11 protein-coding genes and 2 rRNA genes are annotated in these 13,516 nt (G+C 71.8%); 5 read left to right on the top strand and 8 right to left on the bottom strand.

Features of this window, described 5'->3' with window-relative positions; all coding sequences use genetic code 11:
- Positions 1-124 precede the first annotated feature (124 nt).
- The 5 genes from hpf to mtrA form a co-directional block, all read right to left on the bottom strand.
- On the bottom strand, positions 125-805 hold the full coding sequence (gene hpf, locus ACF1G2_RS05670; RefSeq protein WP_352187385.1) for a ribosome hibernation-promoting factor, HPF/YfiA family: 681 nt from the start codon (positions 803-805) through the stop codon (positions 125-127).
- Between the two features lie 294 nt (positions 806-1,099).
- Positions 1,100-1,891, bottom strand: a complete 792-nt coding sequence (locus ACF1G2_RS05665) for a ComF family protein (protein ID WP_391797060.1) — start codon at positions 1,889-1,891, stop codon at positions 1,100-1,102.
- Positions 1,892-2,015: 124 nt separating this feature from the next.
- Entirely contained in the window at positions 2,016-3,788 is a 1,773-nt protein-coding gene (locus ACF1G2_RS05660) for an LpqB family beta-propeller domain-containing protein (RefSeq protein ID WP_391797562.1), read from the bottom strand.
- Between the two features lie 127 nt (positions 3,789-3,915).
- Complete coding sequence (gene mtrB, locus ACF1G2_RS05655) at positions 3,916-5,937, bottom strand: MtrAB system histidine kinase MtrB (protein WP_391797059.1); 2,022 nt, start codon at positions 5,935-5,937, stop codon at positions 3,916-3,918.
- 1 nt (position 5,938) lies between these two features.
- Positions 5,939-6,616, bottom strand: a complete 678-nt coding sequence (gene mtrA, locus ACF1G2_RS05650; RefSeq protein WP_009333493.1) for a two-component system response regulator MtrA — start codon at positions 6,614-6,616, stop codon at positions 5,939-5,941.
- Between the two features lie 443 nt (positions 6,617-7,059).
- Between mtrA and ACF1G2_RS05645 the strand changes: the two genes are divergently transcribed.
- The 5 genes from ACF1G2_RS05645 to ACF1G2_RS05625 are packed head-to-tail and all read left to right on the top strand — an operon-like array spanning position 7,060 to position 12,488.
- Positions 7,060-8,292 carry a hypothetical protein gene (locus tag ACF1G2_RS05645; protein ID WP_391797058.1) on the top strand — a complete coding sequence of 411 codons (1,233 nt, stop codon included), beginning with the start codon at positions 7,060-7,062 and terminating at the stop codon, positions 8,290-8,292.
- Positions 8,293-8,296: 4 nt separating this feature from the next.
- Positions 8,297-8,989 carry a DUF4129 domain-containing protein gene (locus tag ACF1G2_RS05640; RefSeq protein ID WP_391797057.1) on the top strand — a complete coding sequence of 231 codons (693 nt, stop codon included), beginning with the start codon at positions 8,297-8,299 and terminating at the stop codon, positions 8,987-8,989.
- Entirely contained in the window at positions 8,986-10,185 is a 1,200-nt protein-coding gene (locus ACF1G2_RS05635) for a DUF4350 domain-containing protein (RefSeq protein ID WP_391797056.1), read from the top strand. Before ACF1G2_RS05640 ends, ACF1G2_RS05635 begins: the two co-directional genes overlap by 4 nt.
- Positions 10,182-11,165 carry an AAA family ATPase gene (locus tag ACF1G2_RS05630; RefSeq protein WP_391797055.1) on the top strand — a complete coding sequence of 328 codons (984 nt, stop codon included), beginning with the start codon at positions 10,182-10,184 and terminating at the stop codon, positions 11,163-11,165. Before ACF1G2_RS05635 ends, ACF1G2_RS05630 begins: the two co-directional genes overlap by 4 nt.
- 12 nt (positions 11,166-11,177) lie before the next feature.
- The gene (locus ACF1G2_RS05625; RefSeq protein ID WP_391797054.1) at positions 11,178-12,488 is read left to right on the top strand and encodes a DUF58 domain-containing protein; all 1,311 of its coding nucleotides are present in this window, start codon (positions 11,178-11,180) and stop codon (positions 12,486-12,488) included.
- A 33-nt stretch (positions 12,489-12,521) separates the two neighbouring features.
- Here ACF1G2_RS05625 and ACF1G2_RS05620 read toward each other — a convergent pair whose 3' ends face one another.
- From ACF1G2_RS05620 to ACF1G2_RS05610, 3 genes are all read right to left on the bottom strand, one after another.
- A complete protein-coding gene (locus tag ACF1G2_RS05620; RefSeq protein ID WP_391797053.1) occupies positions 12,522-13,022 on the bottom strand; it encodes a hypothetical protein in 501 nt (166 codons plus the stop codon).
- A 197-nt stretch (positions 13,023-13,219) separates the two neighbouring features.
- A 5S ribosomal RNA gene (gene rrf, locus ACF1G2_RS05615) occupies positions 13,220-13,336 on the bottom strand.
- Positions 13,337-13,422: 86 nt separating this feature from the next.
- Positions 13,423-13,516, bottom strand: a 23S ribosomal RNA gene (locus ACF1G2_RS05610); the annotation flags it as partial.

Below are 13,516 nucleotides of genomic sequence, written 5' to 3'. Positions count from 1 at the left end.
ATGATTTCATGCCCGGGCGACGACGCGGTGATCCCGTGGGAGCACGGGGGTGCCCCTGGGGGCGCATGGGGCGCTCCAGGGGCACCGTGACGGACAGATATGGGTGTGGTCCTGCGGCTGTGGGTCAGCCGCCGAGGGCACCACCGGCGCCGCCACCCTCGGCGAGCGGGTCGCTCTCCAGATGGATGACGCCGTAGTCGTACGCGTGCCGCCGGTAGACGACACTCGGCTGCTTCGTGTCGGAGTCGACGAACAGATAGAAGTCGTGACCGACGAGCTCCATCTCGTAGAGCGCCTGGTCGAGGGTCATCGGGGCGGCCCTGTGCGTCTTCTCCCGGACCACCAGGGGGCCTTCGCCCTGCACTTCGATCGAGCCCATCATCGTGGTGGGCACTTCACCGGTCTCGTCGGCGACCAGCTGGCCGTTCCCGTTGAGCTGGGCCACGCCCGGCACCACGTCGGCCACCTCGGCCGCGGACAGCCTGCCGTTGCCGCGGCGCGTGTACCGCTTGTCGTGCTGCTTGCGCAGTCGCGCCTCGAGCTTGCCGTGGGCGAGGTCGAGTGCTGCGTACGGGTCGCCTGCCGCCGCTTCCGCCCGGATGACCGGGCCTCGGGAATGGACGGTGATCTCCACACGGTCGGACCGGTCGGCCTGCCGCGGGTTGTGCTCCTTGGACACCTCGACGTCGAGGCTGATCACCTTGCCGTCGAGCTTCTGGATCTTCTCCAGCTTCAGCTTCTCGGCCACGTGCTTGCGGAACCGCTCGGGCACCTCGGTCTTGCGGCCCTTGACGACGATGTCCACGCAGAACTCCGTTCCCGGATCGCTCAGATCGGCTCCTAGGCCGCTGAGCTTCTCCCTTTGCACCAGACTCCGGTGAATGCCGGAGTCTCGGACTTGGCGACGTTCACCTCCTCCTCCCCAGCCGGGGAGATCCCCACCCCACCAATCTGAGGTTAATTCGCCCTGAACTCCTGTCCTGTAGGCGCACCCGTGCATTCGGTGAGGCGTAGCATTCGCCGTTCCTCACAACCGAACATAGCTCGTTCGGTCGGGTGTCGGCACCCGCTGCAGCCACATACCTCCGTACGGGTGTTTTCACCTCTCATCACCTGCAACGATGCAACTCACCAGTCGGTTCCGGTTTATATCGAACGACGACGTCGAACAGGCGACCACCGCGGCCGCGGGCCGTACGAATCGGCTCTCCGTTCCGCCGCCGCCCGAGCTCGAGATGAACGGCGGGTGTGCGGCGCCGAGTGCCCGCGCCGCCTCCGCCAGAGAGGCGCCCGTCGTCATCAGATCGTCCACCAGCACCACCTGCCCGCGCTCGACGAGCCGCACACCCCCCGCCACGATCTCCAGCGCCCCGGCCAGGTTGGCGCGCCGCGCGTGGGCGGAGAGCCCCGACTGGTCCGCGACTCCGCGGCGCTGACGCAGCACGGGAATCACCCGGGCGGCCCGCCCCCGACGGCGCAACCGGCCTGCGGCGGCCAGCGCGATGCGGCGGGTCGGATCGTGGCCACGTGCCCGCACCGAGCGACGGGACGAGGGCACCGGTACAAGGAGAAGGGGGAGCGCCCCCGGGCCGTCACAGTGCCCGACAGCGGCTTCCACGGCGCCCGCGAGCGCGGACCCGAGTGGCCCGGCCAGGGAGAGCGCGCCGCGTTCCTTGTGCGCGAGCAGCACGGAACGCACGGCGCCGGCGTACGGAGCGGCGGCATGCACCCTCGGCAGCCCGGCCGGCTCGGGGAGCGGACGGACCCGGCGCGGCCCCCGTCCGGTCAGCTCCGCCCGGCAGGACGGGCACAACTCCGTACGCGGCCTGCCGCAGCCTCCGCAGGCGACCGGCAGCACCAGTCCGGCGATCTCGCGCCACCACCCCCGCATGGCTCCACTGTCCTCCTGACCGACCGGCCCGGCCACCCCTGTGGACAGCGGCCCCGGCCTCCTGTGGACAACGGGCGGCCCGGACGGCACGCAGCGGCTTCCCCGGGATCACCCGGGTGGTCGGCTACCCCGGGTAGACCGGCGCGGAACCCGCGACCTTGACCAGTCGCTGCCAGTTCGCGCCCGGCACGAGCCGCACGATGCCGTCGTTGCCGGAGTCGGCCACCACCGGGGCCTTGTCGTCGTTCGGCGCGGCCACCGCCCTCACCCCGTTGACCCCCGGCAGCACCGAGGTCGCCGAGGTCGCCCCGTCCGTCTGGACGTACCGGACCTGCTGGACCCCGCCGGCCTCCTTGCCGACCACCACGAGCCTGCTCGGACCGGCCCAGGACACGGCCGTCACGGCCTCCATGCGCGGCGCCACCGGCTGCAGGTCCGCGACCGACACGGTCGCCCCCGCCCCGTCGGCCTCGCGCTCCACGCGCCCGATCTTCAGCGCGGTGCTGCCGTCCTTCTCCTTCAGGACCAGGGCCATCCGCACACCGTCGGCCGAGACCCGCAGCGACTGGACGCGCGCGCCGTCCGTCAGCCAGGGAGCCCGTACCTCCACGGGCGTGCCCTCGCCGTCCGGCACCATCCACAGCCGCGGCTTCACCGGGTTGCGGTCCGCGACCCACAGGTCGCCGCGCCCGTCCCAGCTCGGCGCGGACAGCCGGTCCTCAGGCCTGGCCGCGGTACTGGTCACCAGCGCCGGGCGCAGCTCGTGGTCGGTGAGGATCGATGCCACGCGCAGCTCACGCCCGTCCTTGCCGACCCCGGCCGCACGGCTCTCGTCCCGGTCGACCGCGACCGACCGCAGCGGCGTCGCGCCCTTGCCGAACGGCCCCGGCGTCACGTCCGCCTGCGCGTCCTCCTTGCCGCCGACCGGCAACGTCTTCAGCGAGCCGTGTTCGTCGACGAAGAACGGGTTCTCCGCCAGGCCCGAGTCGCGCACGGGCGCGAACTCCTCGGCCTGCGCCTTGGAGAGCACGCACAGCCGCCCGCCGTCGGAACCCCGCTGCAGCTCCACCTGCTCGACCCGTACGGACGTCAGATCACCGAGCGTGAAGAGCAGCTGTGCCGCCATCCGCCGGCACACCTCCCCGCCCACCCGGTCGGCCTTGGCGTTGAGCGGCACCTTCAGGGTGGACTGGTCGTCCGTCGCGAGCGTGGTGACGCCCTCCTTCAGCTCCGTACCGGACGGGAACCGTGAATCGACGGCCGGCTTCAACCAGTTCGTCGGCCCCTCCAGGAGCGCCTTCACGGTCTGGGTCACCGGATCCATCCGGGTCACCGGGTCCTGCCGCTGCCGGATGTACACCGGGTCGGCGACGACCCAGTCCTCCCCCGAGGCGAAGTAGTACGTGTTGACGGAGCGGTAGTTGCGCTGGAAGTCGGCCTCGCTGAGCACGAGCCCGGACGGCAGGTGGTCGATGCGCCACTCCCTGCCCTTGCCGTCCGCGGCGGGCTGCTGCACGACGTGGATGAAGTCCTTGTACTCGGCCGGGTTCCTCGGCTGGTAGGCGTGCCGGGCGTCCACGGTCGCGATCTGCCGGCCGCGGATCGGATAGGACCGGCCCTCGTTCTCCGCGTCGGCGAGCCGGTCCGCCTGCTCACGGTCCGGCGCGGTCGTCAGCACGGTGATGCTCTGCTCCGGCTTCCAGGCCCGCGCCGCCTGGTTCGTCAGATACTTCCTGGCCGTGGCGAAACCCGGATCGTCGCTGGTCATCGCCTCCAGGAAGCCGTCGACGATCTCGTCGGGCCGCGCGTTCTCCCGCGGCTGCACGGCGTAGACCCGGACCTGCGAGTCGCCCGGATTGGACGCCTTCACCTGCTGGACGTCCCCGCTGTCGGGCATCGTCGCGCAGCCGGCCACCAGCAGCCCTCCGCACGCCAGCAGCAGGCTCGTCCGCACCGGGCGGGCGGACGAGCGCGCGGCAGCGGCCGCCCCGCTGTCGACGGCCGCCTTCCGCTCTCCTCGGAAGTCAGCACCCACGTGTCCCGTCCTCCCCCTCGGCGTGCGTCGACGCCCTCGCCTCGCTACTGCTGTCCGCCTCGGTCGTCGCCCGCGCGACGACCCGGGCGCCACTGCCCGGCAGCGCCGTCGGATCCGCCGTGGCCCGCGGCGCCGGCGGCATCCGCGGCGGTACGGACAGGGCGGGGCGGTCCCCCGCGGGCTGCACCGGCAGCGCCACCTGACGCCGGTCGCCGTCCCCCGCGCGCCCTTCGGTCCGCCCCTGGGCGGGGGTCCGGACCTGAGCCTGCTCACGGTTGCGCCGCGAGTCCTCCGGCTCCAGGGGGATCGGGGATCCGCGCAGCGGCTCGTCCGCGGTGCGCGGCAGGGTGAGCCGGAACTGCGAGCCGCCACCGGGCTCGCCCCAGGCCTGGAGCCAGCCGCCGTGCAGCCGCGCGTCCTCCACCGCGATCGACAGGCCGAGGCCCGTCCCGCCGGTGGTACGCGCGCGTGCCGGGTCAGCCCGCCAGAACCGGTTGAACACCCGGGTCGCCTCGCCCGGCTTGAGTCCCACCCCGTAGTCCCGCACGGCCACCGCGACGGCCCCGCCGGCCGCGGCCAGCTTGACGATCACGTCCCGGCCCTCGCCGTGCTCGACCGCGTTGACCACCAGATTGCGCAGCACCCGCTCGACCCGCCGGGCGTCGGCCTCGGCCACGACCGGCTGCTCGTCGCCGACGACGACGATCCGGCCGCCCTTGCGCTCGGCGAGCGGCTCGGCACCGCCGATCACCCGCCGTACCACCTGGCGCAGGTCTATCGGCTCGGCCTCCAGGGCCGCCGCCCCCGCGTCGAAGCGGCTGATCTCCAGAAGATCGGCGAGCAGCGACTCGAAACGGTCCAGCTGGTCGCCGAGAAGCTCGGCGGAGCGCGCCGTGACGGGATCGAAGTCGACGCGGGCCTCATGGATGACGTCGGCCGCCATCCGGACCGTCGTCAGCGGCGTACGCAGCTCGTGCGACACGTCCGAGACGAACCGCCGCTGCATCCGCGACAGCTCCTCCAGCTGCTGGATCTTGAGCTGGAGGTTCTGCGCCATCTTGTTGAAGGCCTCACCGAGCCGGGCGATGTCGTCCTCGCCGGTGACCTTCATCCGCTCCTGGAGGCGGCCCGCGGAGAGCCGCTCGGCCACCCCGGCGGCCATCCGCACGGGGGTGACGACCTGGCGGACGACGAGCCAGGCGATGGCCCCGAGCAGGACGACCACGAAGAGCCCGGCGGTCGCCAGGGTGCCCTTGACCAGGGTCAGGGAGTCCTCCTCCTGCGCCAGCGGGAAGAGGTAGTACAGCTCGTACTGGGTGCCCTCGGCGTCGTTGAGCCGCTTGCCGATCACCAGCGCGGACTCGGCTTCCTTGCCGTTCGTGTAGTGGATCCGCGTGTACTTCTGGAACGTGCCCGCGCCCTGCGCGACGGAGTGCCGCAGGTCGCCGGGGATGCTGGTGTCCGGATTGACCTCGCCGGAGGCGCGAGCGCCACGGCTCGCGGGCCCGTCGGAGTCCTCCATGGAGAGCGCGACCACGTTGAACGCGCTCTGGCCACCACTGGCGAGCTGCTCGACCAGCGTGGAACGCCAGGTCAGCGAGGAACCCGCGCGCCCGCCGTCCTGCCCGCCCGGACCGGACGGCGTGGTCGCCGCCCTGTCCTGGGCGGCGGAGAACCCGCCGGCGGCCTGGCTCTGGGCGGCCCTCTCCTTGGCGTCGAGGAGGCCGTTACGCACCTGGCCGATGACGACCAGGCCGAGCAGCAGCACGACGCCGAGCGACATCAGCAGGGTGCCCGCGACGACGCGGAGCTGGATGTTCCGCCGCCACAGCCGTACGGCGGGGAGCAGCGGACGCCGCATCCATCGGGCGAGGAGCCGGAGGGCCGACCCACCCGGCGTACGGCTGTGAAGCAGACGGCCGAATCGCGAGCCCCCCCGTCCCGGTCCGGCAGCCCGCCCCGACCGGACTCCCGGGTCCCCGGGCTTCGGAGCAGTACTGCCAACGCTCATGTCAGCTCGGCCCCGCCTTGTACCCGACGCCGCGGACGGTCACCACGATCTCCGGCCGCTCCGGGTCCTTCTCGACCTTCGAGCGCAGCCGCTGGACGTGCACGTTCACCAGCCGGGTGTCGGCAGCGTGCCGGTAGCCCCAGACCTGCTCGAGCAGGACCTCACGGGTGAACACCTGCCACGGCTTACGGGCCAGGGCGACCAGCAGGTCGAACTCGAGCGGCGTGAGGGCGATGGACTGCCCGTCCCGCTTCACCGAGTGACCGGCCACGTCGATGACCAGGTCGCCGATGGCGAGCTGCTCGGGCGCGGGCTCCTCCGACCTCCGCAGCCGCGCCCGGATACGGGCGACGAGCTCCTTCGGCTTGAACGGCTTGACGATGTAGTCGTCGGCCCCGGACTCGAGACCCACCACCACGTCGACGGTGTCGCTCTTGGCGGTCAGCATGACAATGGGCACGCCGGACTCGGCCCTGATCAGCCGGCACACCTCGATGCCGTCCCTGCCGGGCAGCATCAGGTCCAGCAGCACCAGGTCCGGCTTGGCCTCGCGGAATGCCGCGAGCGCCTTGTCACCGTCCGCGACGAACGACGGCTCGAACCCTTCACCCCGCAGCACGATGCCGAGCATCTCGGCCAGTGCGGTGTCGTCGTCGACGACGAGAACGCGTCCCTTCATATCGACATCATCCCATTTCCGTATCAGTCTCAAGGCGGCTGGTGAGATACCTCACCGACCAGCGGCAACGTCGGTGATCGTCCACCGCACGTCGCCCCTGTGCGTGGGCGCTGATGTCGGACATGGACCCGTAGCCCCCGTCGGCCGTCCTGAACCGTACCCCGAGCACCCGTCCCTGGCCCATGACCGAACCCGGCCCCGCCCCCTCACCACCGGTGAAGCGCGGGTTCCGCGCACGGTTTGCGGTACTGAGCGGTCATCCGCCCCTTCTGCGCCCCGCCCCGCCGAGAACCAAAGGTCAGAAGGTGGTAGCGGCCCCGGCCCACCGGCGGGCCCCTCGTGGCACGATGACTCACGGCCCGCCACCCCGCACGGGGATCGGCCACTGAGACCGCGCCGGCTGTCCGAGCCGGCCCCGCGACCATTCCTCGAGGTGGACGACCGTGAACGACACTCCGGGCTGGACCTCGCCCGGATCTGCTCCCTCCGACGGCCAGGACGGTTCCGGGGTCCCCCGGCCCACCACGCCCGGTGACGCGAACGGCTCCGCCCCCCAGTGGTCCAAGGACCAGCCGCCCGCCGGCCAGTGGTCCCCGCCGACCGCCCCCGTCCCGGGACAGGGCGGACCGCCCGCCCCCGGACCGGCCCAGAACTGGGGCGGCCACCCGCCGCACGGGAACTGGGGCAAGCCGCCGGCCGCCAAGCCCGGAGTGATCCCCCTGCGCCCCCTGGGCCTGGGCGAGATCCTCGACGGCGCGGTGTCGACGATGCGCACCTACTGGCGCACGGTCCTGACGATCACGGTCACCGTCGCGGTGGTCTCCCAGGTCGCCGACATCCTCGCCCAGCGCTACCTCGTTCCGACGCCGCCCGAGATCAACCCGGACGCGAGCCCGAGCGAGGCCATGGCCCAGCTCGGCGACACGCTGCAGACGAGCCTCATCGCCTCCGTTCCGGCAATCCTCATCCTTCTGATGGCCACCCTCGTGAGCGCCGCCTTGCTCACGGTGGTCATCAGCCGCGCCGTCCTCGGGCGGCCGGTCTCCATCGGTGCCGCGTGGCGGGAAGCCCGCCCCCGGCTGCTCCAGCTGCTCGGGCTCACCCTGCTGCTGCCCCTGATCGGCGCGGCCGTCATGCTCGTCGCGCTGCTGCCCGGCACCCTGCTCGGTGACGAGGCCGGCGGCGCGCTCGTCGCCCTCGGCGCGCTCGGCGGCCTGGTGGCGGTCGTCTGGCTGATGGTCCGCTTCAGCCTTGCCTCCCCGGCCCTGATGCTGGAGCGACAGGGCATCGTGGCCTCCCTGAAGCGCTCGGCGAAGCTCGTCCAGGGCTCCTGGTGGCGCATCTTCGGCATCACGCTGCTCACACAGCTGCTGCTCTTCATCATGGCGATGATCATCGCGATCCCGTTCGCGATCATCGGGATCGCCGCCGACGGCCAGGGATTCAGCGGCCTGGTCTCGGGTTCCACCCCCGAATTCGGCTGGACGTTCCTGATCGTCACCGGCATCGGAGGCGTCATCACCAACGCGATCGCCTACCCGATCTCGGCCGGGGTGACCGTCCTCCTCTACATCGACCAGCGCATCCGTCGCGAGGCCCTGGACCTCGAACTCGCCCGCGCCGCCGGTGTCCCCGGCTACGGACCCGCCCCCGGCGACCCCGCCACCGGAGGCTGACGGGGTGATCCACACGGGGGGCACGACCACGGCGCGGCTGCCGCTACGCGGCGCCGACGACGTACCGGTGGACGTACCCCGCGTCCCCGCCCGGGAGGCGGCGGAGCGGGAACTGTCCAAGCCGATGTACCACGAAAACGACCCGAGCCTGCTCGAACGGGGCGTCGACCGCTTCCTGAAGTGGGTCGGCGGGCTCTTCGACGCCGCCTCCGGGGCAACCCCGGGCGGCCTGCTCGGGCTTCTCGCCATCGTCGTGGTCGCGCTCGCCCTGGTCGGTGCGCTCTGGTGGCGGCTCGGTACCCCGCAGCCCGGCTCCTCCACCGGCGGCGACTCCCTCTTCGACGACGGCCCCCGCACCGCCGACGAACACCGGACGGCCGCCGCCCGGCACGCCGCCGCCGGCCACTGGAACCAGGCCCTCCAGGAGCGGATGCGGGCGATCGTCCGCTCCCTCGAGGAGCGCACCCTCCTCGACCCCCGCCCCGGACGCACGGCGGACGAGGCAGCCGCCGAAGCGGCACGCAGTCTGCCCGCGCACGCCGACGAACTCCGCGCCGCGGCCCGCTCCTTCGACGACGTCACATACGGCGGCCGCACCGCCGACGAGTCCGCGTACCGCCGCGTCGAGGCACTCGACAGCGCCCTGGAGCGGACCAGGCCGACCCTCGACGCCGCTGCCGCGGGAGCCCCCGAATGAGCCGGCCGCCGACGAGCGCCACCTCGACCTCGCTCCGCCCCCGCCAGATATGGGGGCGGGCCCGCGTCGTCCTCCTCATTCTCGGACTGGTCGTCATCGGCGGCGTCCTCCTCGCGGCCGTGCGCTCCACCGACCACCACGGCCACCTCGATCCCCGCTCCGCCGACCCCAACGGCAGCCGCGCAGTCGCCGAGATCCTCAAGGCACAGGGCGTCACCCTCCAGGTGGTCACGACCCTCGACGAGGTGACCGCCGCCACCGGAGGCGACAGCACCCTCCTGGTCACGACCCCGGACCTGCTGACCGGCCATCAGCAGTCCACGCTGCGCCAGGCAATGAGCGCCTCCGACGGCCGCACCGTCCTCGTCGGCGCCGGCCACCCCTCGCTCGACACCCTGGCCCCCGGCGTCACCGCCGCCCCCAGCACGTCGGTGACGAGCCGAGAACCCGCCTGCGCCCTCCCCGCCGCCGTCAGCGCCGGCCCCGTCGACCTCGGCGGCGAGCGATACACCACGGACGTCAGCGACGCGACCGCCTGCTACCCCGGAGGCGGCCTGCCCACCCTGGTCGTCCTCCCGACCCCGGGCGGCGGTGACACCGTCCTCCTCGGCTCCCCCGACATCCTCTTCAACGAGCGTCTCGACCAGCAGGGCAACGCCTCGCTCGCCCTGCACCTCCTCGGCTCCCGCCCTCATCTCGTCTGGTACCTCCCCTCTCTCTCCGATGCATCCGCCACCGAGGGCGAGACCCCCGAGAGCACCACCGACGGCTTCCTCTCGCTCGTCCCCTCGGGCTGGCTCTGGGGCACACTCCAACTCGCCCTTGCCGCCGTCCTCGCCGCCGTCTGGCGAGGCCGACGTCTTGGCCCGCTGGTCACCGAACCCCTCCCTGTGGCCGTCCGCGCCTCCGAAGCCACCGAGGGCCGCGCCCGCCTCTACCGCAAGGGCAACGCGCGCGACCGCGCCGCCACCGTCCTGCGCACCGCGACCCGCACCCGGATCGCCCCTCTCCTCGGCGTCGCTTCCCAGGACGCCCACGCGCCCGAGACCCTGCTCCCCGCGCTCTCGGCCCGGCTCTCCGGAACCACCGCGGACGCCAGGGACCTTCTCTTCGGCCCGGCTCCCACCGACGACGCCGCTCTCATCCGCCTGGCTGACCAACTCGACGCCCTCGAAAGAGAGGTACGCACCTCATGAGCGCCCCGACCCCCGAGACCGCCACGAACTCGGACAGCGCCCGCGCCTCCCTGGAGGCCCTGCGCACCGAGATCGCGAAGGCGGTGGTCGGCCAGGACCCCGCCGTCACCGGACTCGTCGTCGCCCTCCTCTGCCGGGGCCACGTCCTCCTCGAAGGCGTCCCCGGCGTCGCCAAGACGCTGCTGGTCCGCGCGCTCGCGGCCACGCTCGAACTCGACACCAAGCGAGTCCAGTTCACCCCCGATCTGATGCCGAGCGACGTCACCGGCTCACTCGTCTACGACGCCCGCACCGCGGAGTTCTCCTTCCAGCCGGGCCCGGTCTTCACCAACCTGCTGCTCGCCGACGAGATCAACCGCACACCCCCCAAGACCCAGTCCTCCCTCCTGGAAGCGATGGAGGAACGTCAGGTCACCGTCGACGGAACCCCCCGTCCCCTGCCCGACCCGTTCCTCGTCGCCGCCACCCAGAACCCCGTCGAATACGAGGGCACCTATCCACTCCCCGAGGCTCAACTCGACCGCTTCCTGCTCAAGCTGACGGTCCCGCTGCCCTCCCGCGCGGACGAGATCAACGTCCTGACCCGGCACGCGAACGGCTTCGACCCCCGCGATCTCAAAGCCGCCGGAGTCCGCCCGGTCGCCGGCCCCGCCGAACTCGAGGCCGCCCGCGATGCCGTCGCCAAGACCTCGGTCTCCCCCGAGATCGCCGGCTACGTCGTCGATATCTGTCGTGCCACCCGTGAATCCCCCTCACTCACCCTCGGCGTCTCTCCCCGAGGCGCCACCGCCCTGCTCTCGACCGCCCGCGCCTGGGCCTGGCTCACCGGCCGGGACTACGTCACCCCGGACGACGTGAAGGCCCTCGCGCTCCCCACTCTCCGCCACCGCGTCCAACTGCGCCCCGAGGCCGAGATGGAGGGCGTCACCGCCGACTCCGTCATCAACTCGATCCTCGCCCACGTCCCCGTACCCCGCTGAGAACGGCGCCCCATGGCCCTCACCGGACGAACCGCGCTGCTCGCCGCCCTGGGATCGCTCCCCGTAGGCATCCTCGCCCCCAGTTGGACGGGGATGCTCGCAGTGAACGCGCCGCTCTCACTCGCAATTCTGTGCGACTACGCGATGGCCGCGCCAGTGCGAAAGCTTCAGTTCACCCGAAGTGGTGACACAACAGTTCGACTGGGTGACGGCGCCGACGTACAACTCACCGTCACCAACCCGTCCCGTCGGCGCCTCCGCGCCCACCTCCGCGACGCCTGGCCCCCCAGCAGCTGGCTTCCCGGCACCGAACAGGCCGCCTCCCGAAGGAAGTTGACCGTCCCAGCGGGCGAACGCCGGGCCCTCACCACAGCGCTCCGCCCCACCCGCCGAGGCGACCGCCACGCCGCACGCGTCACCGTCCGCTCGTACGGCCCGCTCGGCCTGGCCGCCCGCCAGGGCAACCACACCGTGCCGTGGACGGTCCGCGTCCTGCCGCCGTTCACCAGCCGCAAGCACCTGCCGTCGCGGCTGGCCCGCCTCCGCGAGCTCGACGGCCGCACCAGCGTCCTCACCCGCGGCGAGGGAACGGAGTTCGACAGCCTCCGCGAGTACGTCCCGGGCGACGACACACGCTCCATCGACTGGCGGGCCACCGCACGCCAGACCACCGTCGCTGTCCGCACCTGGCGCCCCGAGCGCGACCGTCACATCCTGATCGTCCTCGACACCGGTCGCACGTCGGCCGGCCGCGTCGGAGACGTACCCCGTCTCGACGCCTCGATGGACGCGGCCCTTCTCCTCACGGCCCTCGCCTCACGCGCCGGCGACCGCGTCGACCTCCTGGCCTACGACCGCCGTCTCCGCACCCAGGTACAGGGCCGTTCCGCAGGCGACGTCCTGCCGGCCGTGGTGAACGCACTGGCCACCGTCGAGCCCGAACTCGTGGAGACGGACGCCCGCGGGCTCGCGGCGACGGCCCTGGCCCGGGCCCCGCGCCGCTCGCTCCTCGTCCTGCTGACCAGCCTCGACGCCGCCCCGATCGAGGAGGGCCTCCTCCCGGTCCTCCCGCAGCTCACCCAGCGCCACACCGTCCTCGTGGCCTCCGTCGCCGACCCGTACACCGACCACATGGCCGCCGGCCGCGGCACGATCGACGCCGTGTACGAGGCGGCAGCAGCCACCCAGGCTCAGACCCAGCGCCACCGCACCGCGGACCAGCTCCGCCGCCACGGCGTCACGGTCGTCGACGCCACCCCGGAGAACCTCGCGCCGGCCCTGGCGGACGCGTATCTGGCCCTCAAGGCGGCCGGCCGCCTGTAGCGCACAGCGACCGGCCACCGTTCGTTCACCGGATCAACGGAACACGACAGACGCCTCCCCGGCCGCCGCACTGAAGGAGCCCGGGCAGAGGAACGAGCCCGAGACCTTGCTCGCCGTGAACGGCCGGTTGAGATATTTCCTGGTATCCGCGTCACGATTCCAGACGATGTTCGTCGCCTTGTAGCGGCAGGAGACGAACGACTGCTTCCCGGTGATGTCGATGGCGTCGGTCGTCGCCGTTCCGGCGGCATCGTCGAAGGTGAAGGCCGGGTTGTTGTTGAGCGAGGCGGTGATGCCCCCGCCGCAGGCCAGGTTGCCGCCCGGCTTGTTGATCGTGGCCCGGTCGACGGTGAGCGCGCTCGGCGGGTTGGCGCTGCTGCTCGCATTGGTCCAGCTGCAGGTGTTGCCCGCGACGACGATGACGCCGTCGACCTTGAGGTCGGCGGTGGTGTCGGCGTACGCCGATGTGGACGCACCGATGCCGGCCGCGATCACCAGCGCGGCCAATCCACTCAGTGTGGGGGTGTACTTCATGTCGCTCCTCCTTGCCACTGCGTTGTGGGTGGGGGGAACCCGAGCCACCTGGCGGAGCCGCCCGGGTTCGGAGTGCGCCACGAAGGGTGACACAATGATCTAGAAATGTCATGACCCGGTCAACTCTTGGCCAAAAGCAATCGATCGCAAAAATGCCTCAACCCCCGGACCAGGTCCAGGGGTTGAGGCTAAAAATTGTTCGGCGGCGTCCTACTCTCCCACAGGGTCCCCCCTGCAGTACCATCGGCGCTGAAAGGCTTAGCTTCCGGGTTCGGAATGTAACCGGGCGTTTCCCTAACGCTATGACCACCGAAACACTATGAAGTTGAACCGCCGCGCCCCTGACCAATAGGGGGGCGTGTTCGTTACTTCAGAACTAACACAGTGGACGCGAGCAACTGAGGACAAGCCCTCGGCCTATTAGTACCGGTCAGCTCCACCCATTACTGGGCTTCCACATCCGGCCTATCAACCCAGTCGTCTACTGGGAGCCT

Source organism: Streptomyces sp. NPDC013457 (assembly GCF_043089925.1).
GTDB lineage: Bacteria > Actinomycetota > Actinomycetes > Streptomycetales > Streptomycetaceae > Streptomyces.
The sequence above is the reverse complement of the archived record's forward strand: the minus strand, read 5'-3'. Positions and strand labels throughout refer to the sequence as shown.